23 protein-coding genes are annotated in these 25,044 nt (G+C 65.8%); 21 read left to right on the forward strand and 2 right to left on the reverse strand.

Annotated features, from left to right (window positions below):
* The first annotated feature begins 46 nt into the window (after positions 1-46).
* Positions 47-415 (forward strand): FmdB family zinc ribbon protein, encoded by a 369-nt coding sequence (locus CSC73_RS08010; protein WP_163839920.1) that lies wholly within the window; start codon positions 47-49, stop codon positions 413-415.
* 230 nt (positions 416-645) lie between these two features.
* The gene (locus CSC73_RS08015) at positions 646-1,278 is read left to right on the forward strand and encodes a hypothetical protein (protein WP_163839921.1); all 633 of its coding nucleotides are present in this window, start codon (positions 646-648) and stop codon (positions 1,276-1,278) included.
* Between the two features lie 54 nt (positions 1,279-1,332).
* On the opposite strand, the gene CSC73_RS08020 is transcribed toward CSC73_RS08015, so the two are convergent.
* Positions 1,333-2,241: a DUF3011 domain-containing protein gene (locus CSC73_RS08020; protein WP_163839922.1), complete on the reverse strand. Its 909-nt coding sequence runs from the start codon at positions 2,239-2,241 to the stop codon at positions 1,333-1,335.
* A 152-nt stretch (positions 2,242-2,393) separates the two neighbouring features.
* Here CSC73_RS08020 and aspS point away from each other — a divergent pair, with 152 nt between their 5' ends.
* Complete coding sequence (gene aspS, locus CSC73_RS08025; protein ID WP_163839923.1) at positions 2,394-4,145, forward strand: aspartate--tRNA ligase; 1,752 nt, start codon at positions 2,394-2,396, stop codon at positions 4,143-4,145.
* Positions 4,142-4,693 (forward strand): GNAT family N-acetyltransferase, encoded by a 552-nt coding sequence (locus tag CSC73_RS08030; protein ID WP_163839924.1) that lies wholly within the window; start codon positions 4,142-4,144, stop codon positions 4,691-4,693. The genes aspS and CSC73_RS08030 overlap by 4 nt, the downstream gene beginning before the upstream one ends.
* Here the strand turns inward: CSC73_RS08030 and CSC73_RS08035 are convergent.
* Positions 4,690-5,634 carry an AraC family transcriptional regulator gene (locus tag CSC73_RS08035; protein WP_163839925.1) on the reverse strand — a complete coding sequence of 315 codons (945 nt, stop codon included), beginning with the start codon at positions 5,632-5,634 and terminating at the stop codon, positions 4,690-4,692. The two genes, CSC73_RS08030 and CSC73_RS08035, sit on opposite strands and share 4 nt — an antisense overlap.
* A 186-nt stretch (positions 5,635-5,820) precedes the next feature.
* Between CSC73_RS08035 and CSC73_RS08040 the strand changes: the two genes are divergently transcribed.
* The 17 genes from CSC73_RS08040 (at position 5,821) to ybgF (ending at position 25,005) form a co-directional block, all read left to right on the forward strand.
* The gene (locus CSC73_RS08040; RefSeq protein WP_425502291.1) at positions 5,821-6,825 is read left to right on the forward strand and encodes an aldo/keto reductase; all 1,005 of its coding nucleotides are present in this window, start codon (positions 5,821-5,823) and stop codon (positions 6,823-6,825) included.
* Between the two features lie 102 nt (positions 6,826-6,927).
* Complete coding sequence (locus CSC73_RS08045; protein ID WP_163839927.1) at positions 6,928-10,128, forward strand: efflux RND transporter permease subunit; 3,201 nt, start codon at positions 6,928-6,930, stop codon at positions 10,126-10,128.
* A complete protein-coding gene (locus CSC73_RS08050) occupies positions 10,125-11,243 on the forward strand; it encodes an efflux RND transporter periplasmic adaptor subunit (protein WP_163839928.1) in 1,119 nt (372 codons plus the stop codon). Before CSC73_RS08045 ends, CSC73_RS08050 begins: the two co-directional genes overlap by 4 nt.
* A 41-nt stretch (positions 11,244-11,284) precedes the next feature.
* Positions 11,285-11,929 carry an esterase/lipase family protein gene (locus CSC73_RS08055; RefSeq protein WP_163839929.1) on the forward strand — a complete coding sequence of 215 codons (645 nt, stop codon included), beginning with the start codon at positions 11,285-11,287 and terminating at the stop codon, positions 11,927-11,929.
* 144 nt (positions 11,930-12,073) lie between these two features.
* Positions 12,074-12,805, forward strand: coding sequence for a YebC/PmpR family DNA-binding transcriptional regulator (locus CSC73_RS08060; protein ID WP_163839930.1), 732 nt, complete (start codon positions 12,074-12,076; stop codon positions 12,803-12,805).
* A gap of 98 nt (positions 12,806-12,903) precedes the next feature.
* Positions 12,904-13,425, forward strand: a complete 522-nt coding sequence (ruvC, locus tag CSC73_RS08065; protein ID WP_163839931.1) for a crossover junction endodeoxyribonuclease RuvC — start codon at positions 12,904-12,906, stop codon at positions 13,423-13,425.
* A 217-nt stretch (positions 13,426-13,642) separates the two neighbouring features.
* The gene (gene ruvA, locus CSC73_RS08070) at positions 13,643-14,227 is read left to right on the forward strand and encodes a Holliday junction branch migration protein RuvA (RefSeq protein WP_163839932.1); all 585 of its coding nucleotides are present in this window, start codon (positions 13,643-13,645) and stop codon (positions 14,225-14,227) included.
* 137 nt (positions 14,228-14,364) lie between these two features.
* Positions 14,365-16,218: a potassium transporter Kup gene (locus CSC73_RS08075; protein WP_425502292.1), complete on the forward strand. Its 1,854-nt coding sequence runs from the start codon at positions 14,365-14,367 to the stop codon at positions 16,216-16,218.
* Between the two features lie 111 nt (positions 16,219-16,329).
* Positions 16,330-18,249 carry a potassium transporter Kup gene (locus tag CSC73_RS08080; protein WP_163839933.1) on the forward strand — a complete coding sequence of 640 codons (1,920 nt, stop codon included), beginning with the start codon at positions 16,330-16,332 and terminating at the stop codon, positions 18,247-18,249.
* 132 nt (positions 18,250-18,381) lie between these two features.
* Positions 18,382-19,425, forward strand: a complete 1,044-nt coding sequence (gene ruvB, locus CSC73_RS08085) for a Holliday junction branch migration DNA helicase RuvB (protein WP_163839934.1) — start codon at positions 18,382-18,384, stop codon at positions 19,423-19,425.
* A gap of 44 nt (positions 19,426-19,469) precedes the next feature.
* Positions 19,470-19,919 (forward strand): tol-pal system-associated acyl-CoA thioesterase, encoded by a 450-nt coding sequence (gene ybgC / locus CSC73_RS08090; protein ID WP_163839935.1) that lies wholly within the window; start codon positions 19,470-19,472, stop codon positions 19,917-19,919.
* Between the two features lie 49 nt (positions 19,920-19,968).
* Positions 19,969-20,745: a protein TolQ gene (gene tolQ / locus CSC73_RS08095; RefSeq protein WP_163839936.1), complete on the forward strand. Its 777-nt coding sequence runs from the start codon at positions 19,969-19,971 to the stop codon at positions 20,743-20,745.
* Positions 20,746-20,757: 12 nt separating this feature from the next.
* Positions 20,758-21,195 (forward strand): protein TolR, encoded by a 438-nt coding sequence (gene tolR, locus CSC73_RS08100; protein ID WP_163839937.1) that lies wholly within the window; start codon positions 20,758-20,760, stop codon positions 21,193-21,195.
* Positions 21,185-22,189: a cell envelope integrity protein TolA gene (gene tolA / locus CSC73_RS08105; protein WP_163839938.1), complete on the forward strand. Its 1,005-nt coding sequence runs from the start codon at positions 21,185-21,187 to the stop codon at positions 22,187-22,189. The genes tolR and tolA overlap by 11 nt, the downstream gene beginning before the upstream one ends.
* A gap of 83 nt (positions 22,190-22,272) precedes the next feature.
* Positions 22,273-23,592 carry a Tol-Pal system beta propeller repeat protein TolB gene (gene tolB, locus CSC73_RS08110; protein WP_163839939.1) on the forward strand — a complete coding sequence of 440 codons (1,320 nt, stop codon included), beginning with the start codon at positions 22,273-22,275 and terminating at the stop codon, positions 23,590-23,592.
* A 66-nt stretch (positions 23,593-23,658) separates the two neighbouring features.
* Positions 23,659-24,180, forward strand: a complete 522-nt coding sequence (pal, locus tag CSC73_RS08115; protein WP_163839940.1) for a peptidoglycan-associated lipoprotein Pal — start codon at positions 23,659-23,661, stop codon at positions 24,178-24,180.
* A gap of 21 nt (positions 24,181-24,201) precedes the next feature.
* Positions 24,202-25,005, forward strand: a complete 804-nt coding sequence (gene ybgF / locus CSC73_RS08120; RefSeq protein ID WP_211840843.1) for a tol-pal system protein YbgF — start codon at positions 24,202-24,204, stop codon at positions 25,003-25,005.
* The last annotated feature ends 39 nt before the right edge of the window (positions 25,006-25,044 follow it).

Raw genomic sequence — 25,044 nt, forward strand, 5'->3', positions numbered from 1 at the left:
CCGCCTGCCCCCAGAAACAAGCCACCGCACTCAACCGACGTCATCCATGCCTATCTATGCTTTCCAGTGCGCCGAATGCGGCCACAGTTTCGACCGCCTGCAGAAGATGTCCGATCCGGACCCGGAAACCTGCCCGTCCTGCGGCGCGCACCAGGTCAAGCGCCAGCTGACCGCGCCCGCGTTCCGTTTGTCCGGCAGCGGCTGGTACGAGACCGACTTCAAGAAGGACGGCGACAAGAAGCGCAACCTCACCGAAGGCAGCGAAGGCATCGGCAAGTCGGAGAGCAAGCCTTCGGGCGATGCCAAGCCGGCCGCTACCGAAACCGCCGCCGCGCCGAAGAGCGAGAGCAAGACCGAAGCCAAGCCGGCGGCGCCTGCTGCTGCGCCTTCGTCGTCGCCTTCTTCTTCGGCCTGAAGCAGTCTTTTTCAGAGCTCGCATTATTCAGAGCTCACGTCATTCAGAGCACGCAATAACCCGAAAGCCGTCATTCCCGCGAAGGCGGGAATCCAAGGACACTGCTTTGCTCTAGCGTGGTGTTGTCCGGTCCCTACGGCAGAGCAAAGTCCCTGGATTCCCGCCTTCGCGGGAATGACGATTCATTTTTTGGCTTGATGGAAGGTTTGCCTAACCGTTAGGGTGCAGGCATGACCAAGTCCCTACTACTCGCGACGACCCTGCTGTTCACTGCCTGCGCAACGCCGGATGCAGCGGCTCCTGCTGCGTCCGACAAGGCGGTGACTTCGGCGGACAAGTTCTACCAAAGCATCGCCGCGCTCTGTGGCCGCTCGTTCGCCGGCAAGATAGTCGCCAATACGCCTGCATCGGCCGCGCCCGATCCTTTCGAAGGTAAGGCATTAGTGATGCACGTGCGCGATTGCAACGAGAACGAGCTGCGTATTCCCTTCCACGTGGGCGACGATCATTCCCGCACTTGGGTCATCACCCGGCGAACGGATGGCCTGCGTCTGAAGCACGACCATCGCCATGCCGACGGCAGCCCCGATGCGACCACGATGTACGGCGGCGACACGCGCACTGCCGGCAGCGGACGGCGCCAGGAGTTTCCGGTGGATGCAGAGTCGGTCGCCATGTTCCGGGCGCAGGGCATGCAGGCGTCGCTGACCAATACCTGGGCGATGGAAATCCAGCCGGAACAGGCGGGTGTCTCAGAATTCGTCTACGAACTCAGCCGTCCCGGCGGCCGTTTGTTCCGGGTGAGTTTCGACCTGACCCAAACGGTGCCGAACCCACCGGCGCCTTGGGGCGCGTCGCCCTGACAAGAAAACGCCGCCTCGAAGGCGGCGTTTCTTCACAGCTTCCAGCGGGTGCGATCAGCGAGCGCCGAAGCGTCCGCGGCAGCCGCGGTCCACCCAGATCTGATCCCCCATGTAGCCCCAGGTGGAGCCTTCGCGGCAGCTGTTGTTGGACAGCTGTTCGATCAGCACCGGGCGGCCGTAGCGGCTGTTCCAGGCACAGGTGCGGCGGCGGTTGTCTTCGCTGCTGCAGGTGACGTTGTAGCCGCTGCCACCGCCCGGATTCCAGTTGCCGCCGCCGGCGCTGAATTCGGCGCGGCAGCCGCGGTTGACCCAGATCATGCCGTTGCGTTGGCCCCAGGTGTCGCCTTCGGTGCAGCGCGCGTCGGACAGTTTGCGGGTCAGCACCGCATTGCCGCGGAAACCGGTGGGGCATTCGCGGTAGCGGCCATCGACGCTTTCGCAACGGATGGTCCCGCCGCCGCCGCCCAAAGAGCCCTGCACGAAGCGGCCGCGGCAGCCGCGGTCGACCCAGACCACGCCATTGCCGCTGCCCCAGTTCTGGCCTTCGACGCAGCGGGTGCTGGACAGGTTCTGGCTGAGCGCGGCGCGGCCGCGGAAGCCGGTATTGCAGATGCTGCGGCGGTTGTCCCTGCTTTCGCACAGGACCGAGCCGCCGGGCGAGGGTCCGGGGTTCCAACCGCCGCCACCGCCCAGCGAAGTGGCGATGTCCTGCTTGATCCGGCTGAAGGTCCAGTTGGAACGGTTGACCTGGTCCAGATAGAAACGCAGCTGGTCGTCGGGAATGCGGCGGCCGCGGGACTGTTCCGAGTACTCCAGGCTGATGACCCTTTCCTGATCCTGGCGCGACAGGGTGCGCAGGTTCTCCGGTGCGTAGGCCTTGGTCTGGATCTGCGCCTGGGCCGGGGAGGGGACTGCGATGAATAGAGCGAGCACTACGAGCATGGCTGACAGCGTGCGCAACATGGCAGTCTCCAGAGGGGCCAAGGATGGTGCGCGGGAATATACACCCGGCTTATTCAGGCCCGATGATGGCGCGGATTTGCCCGGGCAGGGCCACGGCCTCAAAATAGCGGGCTTTCCGGCCCTGATTGCCGGAACCGTCTTCCGGAGCCCCCATGCGTACCCATTTCTGCGGCCTCATCGACGAGGCCCTGACCGGCCAGTCCGTCACCCTGTGCGGCTGGACCGACGTCGCCCGCAACCTCGGCGGGGTCTGCTTCATCGACCTGCGCGACCACCACGGCATCGTGCAGGTGCTGGTGGAACCAGAGCAGGTCGATGTTTTCAAGGTCGCCGCCAGCCTGGGCTACGAAGACGTGCTGCAGGTCGAAGGGGTGGTGCGTGCGCGCCAGAGCGTCAACGACAAGCTCAAGAGCGGCAAGGTGGAAGTGGTGGCTACCCGGATCACCGTTCTCAACAAGGCGCAGCCGCTGCCGTTCCACGCGCATGAGAACGCCGGCGAGGAAACCCGCCTGAAGTACCGCTACCTGGACCTGCGCCGTCCCGAGATGCAGCGGATGATGCGCACCCGCACCAAGCTGGTGGCCGCATTGCGCCAGTGGCTGGACGCGCGCGACTTCCAGGACATCGAAACCCCCATCCTGACCAAGGCCACGCCCGAGGGCGCGCGCGACTTCCTGGTGCCCGCGCGCATGCATCCGGGCGAGTTCTACGCGCTGCCGCAGTCGCCGCAGCTGTTCAAGCAGATCCTGATGGTGGCCGGCTTCGACCGCTACTACCAGATCGCGCGCTGCTTTCGCGACGAAGCGCTGCGCGCGGACCGCCAGTTGGAGTTCACCCAGCTGGACATGGAGTTCGCCTTCGTCAAGGAACGCGACGTGCAGGACACCACCGAGGAGATGATCCGCACGGTGTTCCGCGAAGTCATGCAGGTCGAACTGGCCGCGCAATTCCCGCGCATGACCTACGCCGAGGCGATGCGCCGCTACGGTTCGGACAAGCCCGACCTGCGCAATCCGCTGGAACTGGTGGACGTCGCGGCCCTGGTGAAAGACAGCGAGTTCAAGGTGTTCACCGATTGGGCGTCGAACCCCGAAGGCCGTATCGCCGCGCTGCGCATTCCCGGCGGCGCGGTGCTGTCGCGCAAGCAGATCGACGACCTGGGCGCGCACGCGGCCAAGTACGGCGCCAAGGGCCTGGCCTACATCAAGCTGGGCGAAAACGGCGAAGCGACTTCGCCCATCGCCAAGTTCTTCGCCGAAGCCGCCTTCGCCGAACTGATCAAGGCCACCGGTTTGCAGAACGGCGACCTGGTGTTCTTCGGCGCGGGCAAATACAACACGGTCAGCGACTTCATGGGCGCGCTGCGCCTGAAGGTCGGCAAAGACATGAACCTGGTGGAAGACCGCTGGGCGCCGCTGTGGGTCACCGACTTCCCGATGTTCGAGTGGGACGAGGAAGCGCAGCGCTACGTGGCCTTGCACCATCCTTTCACTGCGCCGGCCGTGGACGACATCGCCGACTTGCGCGCCAATGCCAAGACTGCCGTGTCGCGCGGCTACGACATGGTGCTCAACGGCAACGAGATCGGCGGCGGTTCGATCCGCATCCATCGCCCGGACATGCAGAGTGCGGTGTTCGAACTGCTGGGCATCGGCGCGGAAGAGGCCGAAGCCAAGTTCGGCTTCCTGCTGGACGCGCTGAAATACGGCGCGCCGCCGCATGGCGGCATCGCCTTCGGCATCGACCGCATCGCCGCGCTGATGGCGGGCACCGAATCGATCCGCGACGTCATCGCCTTCCCCAAGACCACCACCGCGCAATGCCTGATGACCGGCGCACCGTCGCCGATCCCGGACGCCCAGCTGGCCGAAGTGCACATTTCCGTGCGCCCGAAGCAGCCATGAGCGACGGGTTGCTCATACGCCGGGCCACGCCGGACGACGCCGAGGCGATGTCGCGCATCGCCACCGATACCTTCGTCGAAACCTTCGGCGCGCTGTATCCGCCCGAAGACCTGGCGTATTTCCTGCAGAACTCCTACTCGCCGGCGGCGCAACGGGAGATGCTGGAGAAGGAGTCGGTGGCGATGTGGTTCCTGGAACGCGACGGCGTGCCCGTCGGGCACGCCTGTGCGGGCGGCTGCGGGCTGCCGCATCCCGATGCCAAGCCCGAAGACGGTGAACTCAAGCGGCTCTACGTGCTGCGCGAAGCGCACAACGGCGGCTGGGGATCGAAGCTGTTCGAAACCGCGCTGGCGTGGCTGGAGAAGGACGGTCCGCGCACGCTGTGGATCGGCGTGTGGTCGGAGAACCTGGGCGCGCAGCGGTTTTACGGGCGTTACGGCTTCGAGCGGGCGGGCGAGTACAAATTTCCGGTGGGCAACACCATGGACGACGAATTCATCCTTCGGCGAGCTGCCGGCGAGCGGGCTTCGAGCCGGAAAATCCTCTAGGCCGAAGAAGCGGCGCTGCTGCGCACCTGCACGATTTCCGAACGCGGCGGCGCGCCGAACAGGCGCTTGTATTCGCGGCTGAATTGCGAAGGGCTTTCGTAGCCCACGCGGTGCGCGGCCGTGCTGGCCTCCAGGCCGTCCACCAGCATCAGCCGGCGCGCTTCGTGCAGGCGCAGCTGCTTCTGGAACTGCAGCGGCGACATGGCGGTGGCCGACTTGAAATGGTGGTGCAGGGACGAGGCGCTCATGTGCACGGCCTGGGCCAGCGCGTCGATGCGCAGGGGTTCCAGATAGTTCTGGCGCAACAGCTCCACCGCATGGGCGATGCGGTGCGAACGGCTGTCGCTGACGACCAGATCGCGCAGACGGTGGCCCAGGTCGCCCAACAGCGCCCGGTAGAGGACTTCGCGTATCGCCGCCGGCGCCAGCACGCGCAGGTCTTCCGGCGTGTCCAGCAGCCGCATCAGCCGCAGCACCGCTTCCAGCAGCGAGGGACTGACCCGGGCCGCATAGGCGGCGCTGGTCGGCGCGGAGCGTTCGGCTTCGGCCTGCGCGTCGACATCAAGGATCAATGCGGCGATCTGCTCCAGGTCGATGTTCAGGCGCAGGCTCAGGTAGGGCTTTTCCGGGGTGGCTTCGGTCACCTGGCCCAGCATCGGCAGGGTCATCGACACCACCAGGTAATTCAGCGGGTCGTACTGATAGATCTGCTTGCCCAGGATGGCGATCTTGCTGCCCTGCACGACGATGCACAGGCATGGCTCGTACAGATTGGGCGCGCAGGGCGTGGGCGCACTGCGCCGCGCCAGCTTCAAAGGCGCCAGCGCGGTGTCGTGAAGGCCGTCCTCGGTCGCCAATCGGGCAATCCGGTCGGCCAACTCGTTCTGCTGCGCATTCAGCGAGTGCTGGGCGATCAGCTCGGAAGAAATCACATGGCTCATGGCTTTCAGCGTGGGGGCTGGGGTTTTCCGATTATCGGCACAGCGGCGCGATTTGCACGGCCGTTCGGTCCGAATTGCAGGATCGGGCAAGTTTTCGCCAGCAATGAACTAACGCATGGCGGGGCAGGAAGCCTAGTTTGGACGTGCCTCACGTCCTCCCCCACGGACTTACCCATGCACGTATCGATTCCCCGCCGCAGGCTAGGCCGCGGCGCTTTGGATCTGCCTCCCCTGGAATGCTCCGCCATCGGCCTGGGCTGCATGGGGATGTCGGAGTTCTACGGCCCCAGCGACGATGCCGAGTCGCTGAAAACCCTGCACCATGCGCTGGATATCGGGGTGGATCTCCTCGATACCGCCGACATGTACGGCAGCGGCGGCAACGAGCGCCTGTTGGCGAAACTGCTGAAGACCCGTCGCAGCGAAGTGGTGCTGGCGACCAAGTTCGGCTTCATGCGCGACCCCAACGATCCGGGCGCCCGGCCCGTCAACGGCCGCCCCGAATACGTGAAGCAGGCCGCCGACGCCAGCCTGCAACGCCTGGGCGTCGAACACATCGATCTGTACTACCAGCACCGCGTGGACCCCAACGTGCCCATCGAGGAAACGGTGGGCGCAATGGCCGACCTGGTGAAGGCCGGCAAGGTGCGCCACCTGGGCCTGTCGGAAGCGTCAGCCGCCACCCTGCGCCGCGCCAGCCAGGTGCACCCGATCACCGCGCTGCAGAGCGAATACTCGCTGTGGTCGCGCGATATCGAAGAAGAGATCCTGCCGGCCTGCCAGGAACTGGGCATCGGCGTGGTCGCCTACAGCCCGCTGGGGCGCGGTTTCCTGACCGGTGCCATCCAGGCTCCGGACGATCTCAGCGCGGACGATTTCCGTCGCCAGAATCCGCGCTTCCTGCCCGGCAACATCGAGGTCAACCGCAATCTGGTCGATGCGCTCGGTGCGATCGCACAAGCGCGCGGCTGCACGCCGGCGCAATTGGCGCTGGCCTGGTTGCTGGACCGCGCGCCGGACGTGGTGCCGATTCCGGGCACGCGCAGGATTTCGCGCCTGGACGAAAACGCGGCGGCGGCCCTGATCCGATTGAGCGATGCCGAACGCCGGCAGATCGATGGCGTGCTGGACACGCAGGCCGTGGTCGGCGAGCGCTATGCAGCGGTTGGGCGTTCGCTGCTCAACGGTTGAAGCGAGCGGATCAGGAATGCACGCGCAATCGGCGCGTAACGAACCGGCCTTTTCATTGCCGGCGACAGCGCAACCAAGAAAAGATTCGGAGCCGCAACCCCCATGTGGATAGTCCAGTACGCCTTGAACCGCCGCTACACCATCGGGGTGCTGGCCATCCTGATCCTGTTGTTCGGCACGTTGGCGGCGCGGCGCATGCCTACCGACATCCTGCCGGAAGTCGGCATTCCGTCGATCAACTTGATCTGGACCTACAGCGGCCTGCCCGCCGCCGAAGTGGCGGCCAAGATGACCTCGTTCTCCGAAGCGGCCATCCTCAACACCGTCGACGACCTGAAGGAAGTCAGCTCGCAGACCTTGAACGGCATGGCCATCGTGCGCATCGATTTCCAGCCCAACGTCAGCCTGGAGCGCGCGCTGGGCCAGATCACCGCGGTGTCGCAGACCATCCTGCGGCGCATGCCGCCGGGCACTTCGCCGCCGCTGGTGATCCGCAACAACGTTTCCAGCACGCCGGTGCTGCAGCTGGTGCTGTCCTCCGATTCGCTGACCGAGGCGCAGCTGTACGACTACGCGCGCCTGCAGCTGCGCTCGCAGATCCAGACCATTCCCGGCATCCGCATGACCCTGCCCTACGGCGGCGCCGCGCGGCAGATCATGGTCGATCTGGATCCGCGCGCGCTGCGGACCTACGGCCTGACCCCGGCCGACGTCACCGGCGCGCTGGAGCGCGGCAGCCCGACCCTGCCTTCGGGCGTGATCCGCGAAGGCGGGCGCGAGATGCAGATCGCGCTGGAAACCAGCCCGGTGTCCGCTGCCGGTTTCCTGGACCTGCCCATCGTCAGCCGCGACGGTAATGTCATCTACGTGCGCGACGTGGCTTCGGTACGCGACGGCGGCGCGCTGCAGACCAATGTCGCGCGCATGGACGGCGCCAGCGCGGTGTCGGTGGCGCTGATCAAGCTGGGCGGCGCCTCGGCGGTGGAGATCGTGCGTGCGGTGCGGGCCAAGCTGCCGGAAATCGAGGCTTCGGCACCGCCGGGCATGCGCATCGAGCCGATCTTCGACCAGTCGGTGTTCGTCGACAATGCCATCGGTTCGATCCGCCACGAAGCTTTCCTGGTCGGCCTGCTGGTCGCGTTCGTGGTGCTGGTGTTCATCGGTTCCTGGCGCTCCAGCCTGATCGTGCTATCGGCCATTCCGCTGGCGTTGCTGGCTTCGGTGGCCATGCTCAATCTGCTCGGCTACACCTTCAACGTGATGACCCTGGGCGGCCTGGCGCTGGCCATCGGCATTCTGGTCGACAACGCCGTGGTCGACGTGGAAAACACCAACCGCAACATCGCCGAAGGGCGGCCGGTGCGCGAGGCCATCCTGCACAGCGCGACGGAAGTGGTGTTTCCGGAACTGGTTTCGACCATTTGCATCTGCATCGTGCTCACGCCGATCCTGCTGATGACCGGGCTGTCGGCGTGGGTGTTCGCGCCGTTGGCGCTGGCGGTGATCTTCGCCATGGGCGCCTCGTTCCTGCTTTCGCGCACGCTGATCCCGGTGCTGTGCCTGCTGCTGTTGCCGGCCGACGTGGAAAGCCGCAAGCGCCCGCGCTGGGCGGCGGAGCGCGCGCTGCTGGCGGTCAACGGCAAGGTCGAACACGTGCTGGAGAACCTGCGCGAACGCCACCATGCGCTGCTGGTCAGGCTGGGCCACCACGGCGGCGTGCTGGCCATCGCCGCCTTCGTGCTGCTGGGTCTGGGCGCGGCATCGGCGATGCTGCTGGGCCGCGAATATTTCCCGCAGGTCGACGCCGGCCAGCTGCGCCTGCAGGTGCGCTTTCCCACCGGCACGCGGCTGGAACAGACCGCGGCGCGACTGGCCGATATCCAGCGCGAGATCCGCAGCATTATTCCGCCGGCCGAACTGCAGACCGTGTACGAACAGATCGGCGCCCCCGACGCGGTCAATCTGGCTTTGGTGGACAGCGCGGTGGTCGGTTCGTTCGAGGCCGAAGTGATGTTGCAACTGCGCTCGCCGCACGCCTCCAGCGCCGGCTACCTGGCCGCGATCCGCCAACGCGTGGCGGAGAAATTCCCGGACGTGAAAATCTTCGAGCGGCCGCCGGATGCGACCAGCCGCACCTTGGCCGGTTCGGCGGTGGGCGCGTTCGAAGTGCGGGTGATCGGCCGCGATCCGGGCAACCTGGCCGTTGCGCGGCAGATCGAATCCAAACTGCGCGACATTCCCGGCGCGGTCGATGTGACCCTGCGCCAGGTGCTGGACCTGCCCGAATACCACGTCAGCATCGACCGCAGCCGCGCCGCGCAACTGGGCCTCACCGCACAGGACGCCAGCCGCGCGGTGCTGGCCGTGCTGGGCTCGGCCGGCACGGTGACGCCGGTGTACTGGGTGGACACGGCGAGCGCGCAGTCCTACACCGTGCAGGTACAGGCGCCACCGGCCAGTCTGGACAGCATCGAAACCCTGCTCAACACGCCGCTGCGCATCGGCGCCGACGGCGAAGCGGTGCTGTTGCGCAATATCGCCACGGTGAGCCCGCGCAGCGTGCCGGCCAGCATCGGCCGCACCACGCTGGCGCCGACCCTGAGCGTGCTGGCCAACGTGCAGGGACGCGACCTGGGTTTCGTGTACGACCGGCTTACCGCCATCACCCAGGAATTGAACGCCACGCTCAAGCCAGGCAACCGCATCGAGATCGCCGGCCAGGCGGGCGAAATGCAAAGCGCCTACGGCGAACTGGCGGTGGGCCTGGTGATGTCGGCGATCCTGGTCTTCCTGGTGCTGGTGGTGAATTTCCAGTCGTGGATCCTGCCGTTGACCGCCATGTCCGGCTTGCCGGTCGCGGTCGCCGGCGCCGCGGTGGCGTTGTTCGTCACCGGTACGCCGTTGAGCGTGCCCGCATTGATGGGCGTGATGATGGTGATCGGCGTGTCCACCGCCAACAGCGTGCTGGTGACCAGCTTCGTGCGCGATCTGATCGCCGCCGGCCACGACCGCGAAGCCGCCGCCTACGAAGCCGCCGCGGTGCGCCTGCGCCCGGTGCTGATGACCGCCAGCGCGATGGTGCTGGGCATCGTGCCGATGGCGCTGGGCCTGGGCGAGGGCGGCGAACAGAACGCGCCGCTGGGCCGCGCGGTGATCGGCGGTTTGCTGTTCGGCACGCCGGCCACGCTGCTGCTGGTGCCCTCGCTGCTGGCCGTGTTGGGCCGCCGCCACAATCGCCGCATCGCTCAATCCGATTCCGAAACCACCGATGGCCAGCCCGTCGGCGCAGGAGCTTCCTCGTGAACACTACAAACATGGCACGAACGACAACGGCCGCATTGATTGGCGGCGCATTGCTGGCGCTGCTGGCGGGCTGCAGCCGCGGCGCCGCCGAACCGGCGATCGCCACCGCGTTGCCGCAGGTGCTGACCGCGCAGGCGCGCGCAGCGGAGCCCGACTACGCATTGCGCCTGCCCGCGCGCGCCGTCGCCGGCGAATCGGCGCAGCTGTATCCGCGAGCCACCGGCTTCATCAGCGAGCGGCGGGCGGACCTGGGAGATCGCGTGACCGCCGGACAGGTACTGGCGGTGATTTCGGCGCCGGAAGCCGACCAGGCCGTGCGCGAGGCGGCCGCCGAAGTGGGCAGGCTGCGCGCCGATCTGCAACTGGCCAAGGTCAACTACGAGCGCGCCGCGGTGCTGGTGAAATCGGGTGCGGTCTCGGCCGAGATGTACAGCGACCGCAGCGCCAACCGCGATGCCGCCGAAGCGGCCTTGGCCGCGGCCCAGGCGCGCTTGTCCAGCGCGCGCGAACGGCAGGCCTTCCAGGTGGTGCGCGCGCCGTTCGCCGGCGTGGTGGCCGCGCGCAACGTGGAGCGCGGCGACCGGGTGATCGGCGATTCCGCTGCGGCCGTGCCCCTGTTCCGGATCAACGCGCTGGATCCGTTGCGGGTGCTGGTGGACATACCGCAGGGCGCCGTCCTGCAGGTGCGTCCGGGGCTGCAGGCCGAGGTCGGTTTCCCCGAACTTGCAGGCGAGCGCTTCCAGGCCGAAGTGGTGCGCATCGCCCAGAGCATCTCCGAGGAAGCCGGCGGCATGCGGGTGGAACTGCGCCTGCCCAACCCCGAGGGCCGCATTCCGGCAGGCATGGTGGGCGAGGTGACCCTGCAGGTACCGCGTGCGGCGCCGACGGTGATAGTGCCGGTGTCGACGGTGATCGCCGGTGCGAGCGGGTCGCAGGTGGTGCGGCTGGGCGCGGGTTCGCGGCTGGAATTCCGGCCGGTCAAGCTGGGTCGCAATCTGGGCCCGGAGATGGAGATACTCGATGGCATCGCCGCCGGCGACCAGGTGGTGCTGGCGCCCAACGCCCTGCTGCAGGCGGGCGCCAAGGTGGTGGCCAAGCCCGCGCCCAAAGGCTGAGCGCTGGCCGTGGGGGTAGGGATTCGGACAGACTGCGGGACATGACGTCCGACGATCCGGCTTCCCCCCAACGCGTTCTGCTTCTGCACGGCATCTGGAATGCCAAGGTCTGGCTGGGTCCGTTGGCGGCGCGGTTGCGCGCGGCTGGATTCGCGGTCGAGATCTTCGGTTATCCCAGCGTGTTCGGCGGGCCGGACGTGGCGGTTCCGCTCCTGATCGCCCGATTGCGGGACAGCGGACCGGTGGCGCTGCTGGGCCACAGCCTGGGCGGGTTGATCGCGCTGGAAGCCCTGAGCCGGGAGCCGGACCTGCCGGTGACGCGGGTGGTCTGCCTGGGTTCGCCCTTGCGCGGCAGCCATGCGGCCCGTGGACTGGCGGGACGGTTCTGGACTTCGCCGGCGCTGGGCCGCAGCGCCGGCTTGCTGCAGCGCGGATTCGAGCGGTGGGAAGGCAAGCAGCAAGTGGGCATGGTCGCGGGCAATGTGCCGCATGGCCTGGGGCGCTATTTCGCACGTTTCGAGGACGAATCCGACGGCACCGTCGCCCTGGGGGAAACCCGCCTTCCGGGACTGACCGACCACTGCGTGGTGGCTTCCAGCCATAGCGGGCTGGTGTTCTCGGCCGCAGCGGCCCTGCAGGCCGCGCATTTCCTGAATCACGGCCATTTCGCGCCCAACCCCCTGTAGGAGCGGGCCCTGCCCGCGAAGCCTTTGCAGCAACCGGCGAAAATGCAGCAACCGGTGAAAAGCTTCGCGGGCAGGGCCCGCTCCTACAGGGGTTGTTCCGCACCGGTATAATTAGCGGCTTGTCCAAAGCAACCGGAAGTCGCCATGGGTCGTGGTCCCTCCATCGAAGGCCGCAAGAACGCCACCGACGCCAAGCGCGGCAAGATCTTCACCAAGATCATCCGCGAGATCGGCGTGGCCGCGCGCGCCGGCGGCGGCGATGCGGCCAACAATCCGCGCCTGCGCACGGCGGTGGACAAGGGCCTCTCGGCGAACATGTCCAAGGACGTGATCGAACGCGCCATCAAGAAAGCCACCGGCGAGCTGGAAGGCGTGGAGTTCGAGGAGATCCGCTACGAGGGCTATGCGCCCGGCGGCGTGGCGGTGATCGTGGACTGCCTGACCGACAACCGTGTGCGCACCGTGGCCGAGGTGCGCCATGCCTTCGGCAAATGCGGCGGCAACATGGGCGCCGAAGGCTCGGTGGCTTTCATGTTCCGCAAACTCGGCGTACTCAGCTACGGTGCTGGCGCCGATGAAGACGCGGTCACCGAAGCGGCCATCGAAGCCGGCGCCGACGATGTGGTGGTGTATCCGGAAGACGGCGCCATCGACGTGCTGACTTCGCCCGACGCTTTTCTGGCGGTGAAGGAAGCGATGGAGGCCGCGGGCATGGCCCCCGGCCACGCCGAGATCACGATGCGCGCCGACAACGACATCGCCGTGGACGCCGAAACCGCGCCGCAGGTGGTCAAGCTGCTGGACATGCTGGAAGACCTGGACGACGTGCAGGCCGTCTATTCCAACGCCGATCTGGGTCAGGACGCTTACGCGTAGACTGGCGCTGTGATCCGCATCCCCGGCACCCTTCGGCTTCGGCCGCTCCGCGTCCTGCGTTCAGGTCGGTCGGAAAACCGACACCCGGGAACTGCATCGTGACCCGGATACTTGGAATAGACCCCGGTTCCCAGCGCACCGGCGTCGGCATCATCGATGTCGATGCGGCGGGCAAGACCACCCATGTCTACCACGCGCCGCTGCTGCTGCTGGGCGAGGGCGATTTCGCCCAGCGGCTCAAGCGTCTGCTGCTGGGCTTGGCCGAAGTGATGGAAACCTATCGGCCGGACGAGGTCGCCATCGAGCAGGTGTTCATGGCGCGCAACCCCGATTCGGCCTTGAAGCTGGGCCATGCGCGCGGCGCGGCGATCTGCGCGGTGGTGCTGCGCGATCTGCCGGTGCACGAATACGCGGCCAAGGAAGTGAAACTGGCGGTGGTGGGCAAGGGCGGCGCGGACAAGGTGCAGATCCAGCACATGGTCGGCATCATGCTCAACCTCAAGGGCAAGTTGCAGGCCGATGCGGCCGACGCGCTGGCCGTGGCCATCACCCATGCGCATGTGCGCGCGACCGCCAATAGACTCGGTGTCGACGTTCGCCAGGCGTGGAGCAGGAAATGAGCTTCCCTCATCTCCAATGCAGCCCAAGCGATATCAATGACGGCGCAACGCTTTTCCCCCCTTTGAAAAAGGGGGGCAGGGGGGATTTGCTCTTGGCGCCAAGAGCAAATCCCCCTCGATCCCCCTTTTTCAAAGGGGGAAGACAAGCGGGCTTTCCCTTTTTCATAGGCCTCGCTTTTTCCGCAGGGGAAAGACAGGTACACAAGGACCCATCGGCATGATCGGACGTCTGCGCGGCATCCTGGCCTACAAGCAACCGCCGTGGCTGGTGATCGATGTGGGCGGCGTGGGCTATGAGCTGGAAGCGCCGATGAGCACCTTCTACGACCTGCCCGACGTAGGCCGCGAAGTGATCCTGTTCACCCACCACGCGCAGCGCGAGGACAGCGTGTCGCTGTACGGCTTCCTGCGTGAGAGCGAACGCCGGTTGTTCCGCGACGTGCAGAAAGTCAGCGGCATCGGCGCCAAGATCGCGCTGGCGGTACTTTCGGGGGTGTCGGTGGACGAGTTCGCGCGCCAGGTGCAGACCGGCGACGTGGCCGCGTTGACGCGCATCCCGGGCATCGGCAAGAAGACCGCCGAACGCATGGTGGTGGAACTGCGCGACCGCGTGGTCGATCTGGGCAGCAATCCGCTGGGCTCGCCCAGCCTTCCCAACGATCCGCAATCCGAAGCCACCATCGCCTTGCAGCAGCTGGGTTACAAGCCCGCCGAAGCCGTGCGCATGGCGCGCGAGGCCGCGGCGCCGGGCGACGATGCCGCCATGATCATCCGCAAGGCTCTGCAATCGGCGCTGCGTTGAACGCAGGCTTCAGAGCTTCGACCTCCTAGAGCTTCCCCTCACATTCATCGCGCTACGCTTAGGCAGCCATGTCAGCCAAACCATCCCCGCAAACGAACAACACTCACACCGGCGAGCATGGCCATGGCAAGGTCGGCATGTCGGGCATGATCGTCGGCGCGATCGGGGTCGTGTTCGGCGACATCGGCACCAGCCCGCTGTATACGCTGAAGGAAGCCTTTTCTCCGCATTACGGGTTGGTGCCCAATGAGCACACCGTGCTCGGCATACTTTCGTTGGTGTTCTGGTCGCTGATGATCGTGGTCACGTTCAAGTACGTGGTCGTGATCATGCGCGCCGACAACGAAGGGGAGGGCGGCATCATGGCCCTGACCGCACTGACCCAGCGAACCATCAAGAACAGCGCGCGCGGCGCGTACATCGTCGGGTTGCTGGGCATTTTCGGCGCCTCGCTGTTTTTCGGCGACGGAGTGATTACGCCTGCGATTTCGGTGTTGTCCGCGGTCGAGGGCCTGGAAGTCGCCGCTCCGCAGCTGCATCGCTTCATCGTTCCGATCACGCTGCTGGTGCTGGTGATCCTGTTCGTCGGCCAGCGCTTCGGTACGGACAAAGTCGGCAAAGCCTTCGGTCCGATCACTATCCTGTGGTTCCTCGCCCTGGGGGCCATCGGAGTGATGAATATCATCGAAGCCCCGGAAGTCGTCAGAGCGCTCAACCCGTGGTGGGGAGTGCGCTTTTTCATGGAGCACAACTGGCATGCCGTGTTCGTGCTCGGCGCAGTGGTGCTGGCGGTGACCGGCGGCGAAGCGTTGTATGCGGACATGGGGCATTTCGGCAAGTGGCCGATCCGCTATGCCTGGACTTTCTTCGTGTTGCCGGCGCTGATGTTGTGCTATCTCGGCCAGGGCGCGTTGTTGCTGGAGAATCCGGCGGCGGTGAAGAACCCGTTCTACGAATCGGTACCCGGGTGGGCGCTGTTCCCGATGATCGGCCTGGCCACGGCCGCGACCGTTATCGCCTCGCAAGCGGTGATCACCGGCGCCTACTCCGTGGCGCGGCAGGCGATGCAATTGGGTTACGTCCCGCGCATGCAGATCAAACACACTTCGCGCCAGACCATCGGCCAGATCTATATCCCGACGGTGAACTGGATGCTGCTGGCGCTGGTGATCGTGTCGGTGGTCGGATTCGGCAGTTCCACGGCGCTGGCCACCGCATACGGCGTCTCGGTGACCGGCACGATGCTGATCACCAGCATCCTGATGATCATCTATCTGCGCGCCAACTCGCGGGTGCCGGCCTGGTTGTTCTGGCCGCTCGCGGCGTTTTTCGTGCTGGTGGATGTCGCGTTCTTCTACGCCAATATCGTCAAATTCATGGATGGCGCCTGGTTCCCGCTGCTGCTGGGCCTGCTTCTGTTCACGCTGATGCGCACTTGGCGGCGTGGACGCGAGCTGCTGCATGAGGAAGTGCGCAAGGAAGGCATCAGGCTCGACAGCTTCCTGCCCGGGCTGATGCTGGCGCCGCCGGTGCGCGTGCCCGGTACCGCGATCTTCATGACCGCCGACAAGGGCGTGGTGCCGCACGCGTTGATGCACAACCTCAAGCACAACAAGGTGCTGCACGAGCGCAACGTATTCCTCACGGTCGAAACCTTGACCGTACCGCATGCTCCCAAAGAAAAGCGCCTGAAGATCGAGGCGATCGGGGACGATTTCTATCGCGTGCTGATCCGCTTCGGATTCATGGAAACCCCGGATGTGCCGCAAGCGCTGATGGGTTCCTGCGATGCCGGCGGCGTCTATTTCGATCCGATGGATACGACCTACTTCGCCAGCCGCGAGACCATCGTCGCCAGCGCCCACCGCGGCATGCCGGTCTGGCGCGACAAGCTGTTCGCGGTCATGCACCGGAACGCGGCGCCGGCTACGGGATTCTTCCGTATTCCGGGCAACCGATTGGTCGAACTGGGCGCGCAGGTCGAGATCTAGGACATATTCCAATAGCGTTAACAGGCCCTAGCCACCAGTGCGTTTCTTTACGGAAAATTTGCGCCGGGTTGGACCACACTAGGCGCTGATTCCAGAGATCCGGGCCCCTTCATGGCAGAAAGCAACGGCACCGATGCAGCGGTGCGGATCGATGCGACGCACGCGGCCGCACCGCTGCAGGCGTTGCCGGCCCTGGCCATGGCCGCGCTGGGCATCGTCTTCGGGGACATCGCCACTAGCCCGCTCTATGCGCTGCAGGAAGCGTTCGGCGCGCATGGAGTCAGGCCGACGGAGGCCAACGTCCTCGGCGTGCTGTCGCTGACCTTCTGGTCGCTGGTCGGGGTGGTGTCGCTGAAATATGTCTTGTTCATCATGCGCGCCCACAACAAGGGCGAGGGCGGCATCATGGCGCTGCTGGCGCTGGCGCAGCGCGCGTTGCGTGAGCAGCCGCGCCTGCGCTGGTGGGCGGTGATGGCGGGTCTGGCGGGCGCATCGCTGTTCTTCGGCGACAGCGTGATTACTCCGGCCATCTCGGTGCTTTCCGCGGTCGAAGGATTGAAGGTGGCCGCGCCCGGGTTGGAGGCCTGGATCGTTCCGGTGAGCGTGCTGATCCTGGTCGGACTATTCGCCATGCAGCGCTTCGGCACCGCGCGGGTCGGCAAGTGGTTCGGTCCGGTGATGCTGGTGTGGCTGCTGGTGATCGGGCTGCTGGGCCTGGCCTCGCTGTTGAAACGCCCGGAAGTGCTCGCCGCACTGAGCCCGCACCACGCCCTCGAGTTTTTCCTGCGCAATGGCTTTGCCGGCTTCACCACCCTGGGAGCCACCGTGCTGGTGCTCACCGGCGCCGAGGCGCTTTATGCGGACATGGGCCACTTCGGGGCGCGTCCGATCCGCTTCGCGTGGACCACGGTGGCGCTGCCATGCCTGCTGCTCAGCTATTTCGGCCAGGGCGCGCTGTTGCTGGGCGATCCCCTGGCGGCGGCGGGACCGTTCTACCGGATGGTGCCCGGGTGGGCGCTGTACCCGATGATCGGGCTGGCGGCGCTGGCCACCATCATCGCCTCGCAGGCGGTTATTTCCGGCGCGTACTCGATGATCCGCGAAGGCATTCAACTGGGCTATCTGCCGCGGATGCGTGTACTGCAGACCTCCTCGCAGGTTCGCGGACAGATCTATCTGCCTGCCATCAACACTATCCTGATGGTGCTCGTGCTGGCCGCGACGCTGGGTTTCCGCTCCTCCAGCGCGCTCGCCGCCTCGTTCGGCATCGCGGTCAGCGGCACCATGCTGATGACCACGATTCTGGCGCTGGTAGTGGCGCGTCGAACCTGGCATTGGCCGCTGGCAGCGGTGATTCCGCTGGCGGTGCTGCTGTTGGTCGTGGACCTGGCGTTCGTTGGCGCCAATCTGATGAAGCTCGGCAGCGGCGGCTGGTTCCCGCTGGCGCTGGGTACTGTCGTATTCACCGTAATGGTGACCTGGCGCCGTGGCCGCGAATTGCTGGCGGCGCAGATCCGAAGCCAGGGCGTACCTCTGGAGCCCTATATCGCTTCTTTGAGAGAGTACCCGCCGACCCGCGTGCCCGGCACCGCGCTATTCCTGACCACCGATCCCACTTCGGTGCCTCAGGCGCTGATGCATAACCTCAAGCACAACAAGGTCCTGCACGCACGCAATGTGATCGTCACCGTTGAAATGCTGGATGAGCCCGATGCCCCACCGGGCCAGCGGGTCGGCGTCGAAGACCTGGGCGGCGAGTTCTATCGCATCCAGGCGCGCTTCGGTTTCGCCGAAAGCCCGGACGTGTTGACCGCGCTCGATGCCTGCGCGGTGCGGGGGCTGGGCTTCGAACTGATGGAGACCACTTTCTTCACCAGCCGCGAGAACATCATCGCCGGCGATCGCACCGGCATGGCACGCTGGCGCGATCTGCTGTTCGCCTATCTGGCGAGGAATGCGATGCCGGCGACTGCGTTTTTCCGTATTCCGGACAATCGCCTGATCGAGATCGGCCGGCGCGTGGTGATTTGACGCCATCCAGCTTTGCCCCCTTTTGGACAAGGGGCTACGGGGTTTGCTCTCGATCTCGCCCTGGAGCCGGAGCAAATCCCCCTTCGCGCCCTTTTTCAAAGAGGGAGCCTGACTATCCCGCATAATGGCCGCATGACCGAAGACCGCATCCTCACCGCCGCGGCCACCCGCGAAGACGACGTGCTGGAAGCCAGCATCCGCCCCCGGAAGCTGGACGAATACCTGGGCCAGAAGCCGGTCCGCGACCAGCTTTCGATCTACATCGAGGCCGCCAAGGGCCGTGGCGAGGCCATGGACCATGTGCTGATCTTCGGGCCGCCCGGCCTGGGCAAGACCACGCTCAGCCATGTCATCGCCAACGAACTGGGCGTCAACCTGCGCGTCACTTCCGGTCCGGTGATCGAGAAAGCCGGCGACCTGGCCGCGCTGCTGACCAACCTGCAGCCGCACGACGTGCTCTTCATCGACGAGATCCACCGCCTCTCGCCGGTGGTGGAAGAAGTGCTGTATCCGGCGATGGAGGATTTCCAGATCGACATCATGATCGGCGACGGCCCGGCGGCCCGCTCGATCAAGCTGGACCTGCCGCCGTTCACCCTGATCGGCGCCACCACCCGCGCCGGCCTGCTCACCGCGCCGTTGCGCGACCGTTTCGGCATCGTGCAAAGGCTGGAGTTCTACACCGTGCCCGAACTGACCCAGATCGTGCGGCGTTCGGCCAAGATCATGAATATCGATTGCGTGGCCGAAGGCGCCGCAGAGATCGCCAACCGTTCCCGCGGCACCCCGCGCATCGCCAACCGCCTGCTGCGCCGCGTGCGCGACTACGCGCAGGTGCGGGCCCAGGGCCACATCGACCACGAAGTGGCCAAGGCCGCGATGGTGATGCTGAACGTGGACCCGGAAGGCTTCGACGAACTCGACCGCCGCCTGCTGCGCCTGATCATCGAGAACTTCGACGGCGGCCCGGTGGGGGTCGAATCGGTGGCCGCCGCGTTGTCCGAGGAGCGGGGCACGCTGGAAGACGTGATCGAACCCTATCTGATCCAGCAGGGCTTCCTGGTGCGTACCGCACGTGGCCGTATGGCTACGCCCAAAGCCTATATGCATCTTGGGCTACGGCCCAAGATGCGGGAGTCGGGGATGGGGAACGGGGAATCGGAGGGACTGTTTTGAGCCTACGAAGGGATGTCGTTCGTGACGCGACCGGAGACACGCTTTTGACTTCCGATTCCCCACTCCCCACTCCCCATTCCCGGCTATTCAGTTGGCCGACACGCGTGTATTGGGAAGATACCGACGCAAGTGGCGTGGTCTACCACGCGCAATATGTGGCTTTCCTGGAACGCGCGCGCACCGAATGGCTGCGGCATCGCGGCCACGGACAGGAACAATTGCGCCACGACCACGACCTGGTTTTCGCGGTCCGCGCGATGCGGTTGGACTTCCTGCGCCCGGCGCGGCTGGACGACCTGCTGACGGTGACCGTGGAAATCCGCGCCTGCAAGCGCGCCAGCGTGGTATTCGCGCAATCCATCCTGCGCGGCGAAGAAGTGCTGCTTACCGCCGAGGTGCGGGTCGCCGTGCTGACTGCCAGCGGCTTCAGACCCAAAGCCGCACCTGATGCGTTGTACGAGGAATTCAAGGCGCTGGAAATGCCGAACCCGTGAGTTGCCGAGCTAGACCCACCCCCGAATCGGAAATTTGAGGAAATACCGGATGATCGCACTGCTCCTGGCCCTGCAGGACACCGTGGTTGAAGCCCTGCCCGAAGACGTCGCCAACGCCGCCGCGCAAGCGACCGCAGAAGCCACCCACAGCAGCATCAACTATCTGGACCTGATGCTCAAAGCCAGCCTGCCGGTGAAACTGATCGTGCTGCTGCTGCTGGCCGGATCGCTGATCAGCTGGGTCATCATCTTCCGCAAGGCGCGCATCTTCAGCCGCGCCAACCGCGATGCGGACGAATTCGAGGGCCGGTTCTGGTCCGGTGCCGATCTCAACAAACTGTACTCGGCCGCGGTCGACCGCAACCGCGTGGTGACCGGGCTGGAGGCGGTGTTCGAAGCCGGTTTCCGCGAATTCGCCCGCCTGCGCGACAAGCGCAAGCTCGACAGCCGTGCGCAATTGGAAGGCGCGCAGGGCGCCATGCGCGTGGCCTACACGCGCGAGGTGGACAAGTTGGAGCGCAATCTGGAACTGCTGGCCAACATCGGCTCCACCGCACCTTACGTGGGTCTGGTCGGCACCGTGTTCGGCATCATGGTGACCATGCACGACATGCTCAACAGCGGCGAGCAGGCCGGTATCGCCGCCGTGGCGCCGGGCATTTCCGAGGCCTTGTTCGCCACCGCCATCGGCCTGTTCGTGGCCATCCCCGCGGTGTGGGCCTACAACCGCTACACCACCCGGGTGGAACGTCTTTCGGTGCGGTACGAATCCTTCGCCGAGGAATTCAGTTCCATCCTGCAACGCCAAACCCCATCCGAAGAGTAAGCGGAGTCCGCCATGGCCACCGCCATCTTCCATCGCAAGCGCCGCAAGCTCAAATCCGAGATCAACGTCGTTCCCTACATCGACGTGATGCTGGTGCTGCTGATCATTTTCATGGTCACCGCGCCGCTGCTGACCTTGTCGGTGAATGTAGACCTGCCCAAATCGAATGCGCGTTCGGTGGAAAGCAAGGCCGATCCGATCATCGTCACCGTCGACGCCGAAGGCCGCTTCTTCCTCAAATTGAAGGACTCGGCCGTCGAGCCGCTGGCTCCGGAAACCCTGGAGGCCAAGCTGCGCGCCTTCGTCAGCGAGAACAAGGACGTGCCCGTGTTCCTGGCCGCGCCCAAGGACGCAAGCTACCAGCAGGTGATCACCGCCACCGTGCTGCTGCAGAAAGCCGGAGTGAGCAAGGTCGGCCTGATGAGCCAACCGGGAAGCAATGCACGCTGAAGCCCCTCACTACGCGCTTGCCGACGAACGCGACCGCTGGGGGCCGGCCGTGGCGCTGGCGCTCGGCCTGCATTCGCTCGTTCTGTTGCTGATCGTGCTGTCGTCCTGGCTCGACTGGAACACCGACTCGGGCGAGCCGGCGGCCGGTTCGCCCGCGGTGGAAGCCAGCTTGTCCATGTCGGCCGCCGATATCCGCGCCGCCGAGCAACTCCTGCGCGACGCACCCAAGCCGCTGCCGCAACCCGTCGACGAAACGGCCGAAGAAGAAACCGTGCCGCCGCCGCAGCCGATCGAGGAGCCGCGGCCGCAGGATTCGCCCACGCCGCAGCAGCAGCTGGCGCAAGAACGCATTCCGGTGCCCGACACCGAAGACCAGGAAGAGGCCAGCCGCCTGGCCATTTCCCAGGAAAAGGCCAAGCAGGAGCAGGAAGCCAAGCGTCGCCAGGAACAGATCGATCTGACCGAACGCCAGCGCCAGCAGGAAGCCGAGAACAAGCAGCGCCTGGCCGCGCAGCAGGAAGAAGCCGACAAGCAGAAGAAGCTGGCGGAGATCCGCCGTCAGCGCGCCGAGCTCGATCGGCAGAAGAATCTGGCCGAGCAGAAGCTTCGCCAGATAGCGGAGGCGCGCGCCCAGAGCGCGTCTTCGGCCAATGCCGCGCAATACGGCGCAGCCGCGAACTCGCCGGCGGCCGGGGAGGGCGGTGTGGACGAGGGCTTGCTGGCCAAGTACCGGGCGGCAATCCAATCTGCGGTGAGCGCGCAATGGACCCGGCCCGAGACGGTCCCGCTGGGCACCCGCTGCCGCGTCGTCATCAAGCAGTTGCCCGGCGGGCAGGTGATGAGCGCCGAGGTCCAGCCCGGCTGCGCCATGGACCAGGCTGGCCAGGACTCGCTGGAGCGCGCGGTACTGAAGGCTCAACCGTTGCCCTACCGGGGCTTCGAGAGCGTGTTCAACCGGACCCTGATCTTCAATTTCACGGCCCAGGACCATTGATCACACAGGCTTTCGTTCACGATTGCGAAAATGTTCACGTTAAGCCTGTTATCCCTCTCCCACCCCAAAACCTTGAAGTGCCCATGAAAAGATTGCCGCATTGGCTGGCCGTACTCGCGCTCGTTTTGTTGCCGTTCGCCGCCTCGGCGCAGCAGCAGGGCCTGGAGATCGATATCGTCGGCGGCAACGCGTCGGCCCTGCCCATCGCCGTGGTGCCGATGCCCTACCAGGGTTCGACCGCGGCGCCCGGGACCGATGTGGCCTCGGTGGTGCGTGCGGATCTGGAGCGCTCCGGCGCCTTCCGCGCCTTGCCCGAGGCCAGCATCGTGGAGCGGCCCACCCGCGGTGGTGAGGTGCAGTACCCGACCTGGCGCGCGCTCAAGCAGGATTATCTGGTCGTCGGCCGCGTGGTCGATGCCGGCGCGGGCAGCTATCGCGTCGAGTACGAACTGTTCGATGTGGCCAAGCAGGAACGCATGCTGGGTCTGGCGCTGACCGCCCGTTCCAACGCCATGCGCGACGTCGCCCACCAGATGGCCGATGCCATCTACGAAAAGATCCTGGGCGTGCGCGGCGCGTTCTGGACCCGCATCGCCTACATCACCCAGACCGGCCTGGGCAAACAGGCGCGCTACGCGCTGATGGTCGCCGACTCCGATGGTTACAACCCGCAGACCGTGGTGCGTTCGGCCGAGCCGCTGCTGTCGCCCTCGTGGAGCCCGGACGGCAGCAGGCTGGCCTATGTCAGCTTCGAGCGCGGCAATTCCTCGATCTACATCCAGAACATCTCCACCGGCGCGCGCGAGCTGGTCACCAGTTTCCGCGGCATCAACGGTGCGCCCACCTTCTCGCCCGACGGCCGCCGCCTGGCGCTGACCCTGTCGCGTAGCGGCAATCCGGAGATCTACGTGATGGACCTGGGCAGCAAGCAGCTGACCCAGCTCACCAACCAGTTCGGCATCGACACCGAACCGACCTGGAGCGCCGACGGCAGCGCCATCTACTTCACTTCCGACCGTGGCGGCCGCCCGCAGATCTACCGCGTGCCTTCCAGTGGCGGCAGCGCTACGCGGGTCACCTTCCAGGGCAATTACAACGCCACCGCCACCGTTTCCTACGACGGCAAGAAGATCGCCGTGGCCCAGGGCAGCGGCAACAACTACCGCATCGCGATGATGGACAGCAGCCTGGGGTCGCCGCGCTGGAGCACGCTGTCGCCGGGTTCGCTGGACGAATCGCCCAGCTTCGCTCCCAACGCCAGCATGGTGCTGTACGCCGCCCGCGAAGGCCGCCGCGGGGTGCTTTATGCCGTATCGGCCGATGCCCGCGTGCGCCAGCGGCTGGTTCTGGCCGATGGCGACGTGCGCGAACCGGCCTGGTCGCCTTACCGCTCGCCCCGTTGAAACCGTTTGCACTGTTAATATTACGGACCCAGTTTCCCACCCCGCGCCACGCACGAGGAACCCCCGATGAACAACACCACCCGCGTTTTAATGCTCTCCCTGCTTTCCGTTGCAGTTCTGGCCGGCTGCAAAAAGACCGTGAAGCCGACCGAACCGGTCGACACCGGCACCACTGGCAGCACCGGTACCGTGGTCGACAACACCACCGCTAGCGGCGCCTACGGCCCGAACGATCTGGATACCGACGCCTGCCTGCGCCAGCGCGTGGTCTACTTCGATCTGGACCAGGATGCCCTGAAGCCGGAATTCCAGGCCATCGTCGGTTGCCACGCCAAGTACCTGCGCGACCGTCCGTCCTCGCGCATGAACCTGGAAGGCAACGCCGACGAACGCGGCAGCCGCGAATACAACCTGGGTCTGGGCGAACGCCGCGGCAACGCCGTGTCTTCGGCCATCCAGGCGCAGGGCGGTTCCGGCAGCCAGATCTCGGTGGTCAGCTACGGCGAAGAGCGCCCGGTCTGCACCGAGTCCAACGAGGATTGCTGGGCCCGCAACCGTCGCGTCGAAATCATCTACACCGCCAAGTAAGCGCAAGACGGAAACACGCAAGTGAAGCGACTCCTGATCGGTACGATCATCGCGGCGGCCCTGGTGGCCGCCGCACCCGCTCATGCCCAGCGCCAGAGCCTGGCCGATCGCGTGGCTGCGCTGGAAACGCAGGCCGCCAACAATCGCGGCAACACCGATCTGTTGAACCAGATGACGCAGCTGCGCACCGAACTGCAGCAGATGCGCGCGCTGGTGGAGCAGTTGCAGAACGAGAACGAACAGCTCAAGCAGACGGCCAAGGACCAGTATCTGGACCTTGACGGCCGCTTGAACCGGATCGAAGGGGGAGCCGCTCCGGCGGTACCCGCTACAACGCCTCCGGTCACGCCGCCTCCGGCCACCGGCGCTGCCGCGCCGGCCGCCGAGCGCGCACCGTCGGTACATGGCGATGTCGGAGCCATGGCCCAGTCCGGCGATGAGCGTGCGGCCTACAACGTCGCCTTCGATGCGCTGAAAGGCGGCAACTACGCCGATGCGGCGCAGTTGTTCCTCAGTTTCCTGGAGCTGTACCCGAACGGCGCTTACACCCCCAATGCACTGTACTGGCTGGGCGAAAGCTACTACGTCACCCAGAACTACCAGCTGGCCGCACAGCAGTTCCGCACCCTGCTTGAGCGTTACCCGACCCACGACAAGGCTTCGGGCTCGCTGCTCAAGCTGGGCCTGTCCGAATACGGCCTGGGCAAAGTCGACGAAGCCGAGCGCACTTTGAACGACGTGATCACCCGCTACCCCGGCAGCGACGTCGCCCGCACCGCCGACGACCGCCTGAAATCCATGCAGCTGGGCCGCAGCATCCGCTGACCCGCTTTTATAGGAGCGCCCCATGGGCGCGAGCCTTTG

It is taken from the genome of Pseudoxanthomonas sacheonensis (assembly GCF_010093305.1).
In the GTDB taxonomy this organism is placed as follows: Bacteria; Pseudomonadota; Gammaproteobacteria; order Xanthomonadales; family Xanthomonadaceae; genus Pseudoxanthomonas_A; species Pseudoxanthomonas_A sacheonensis.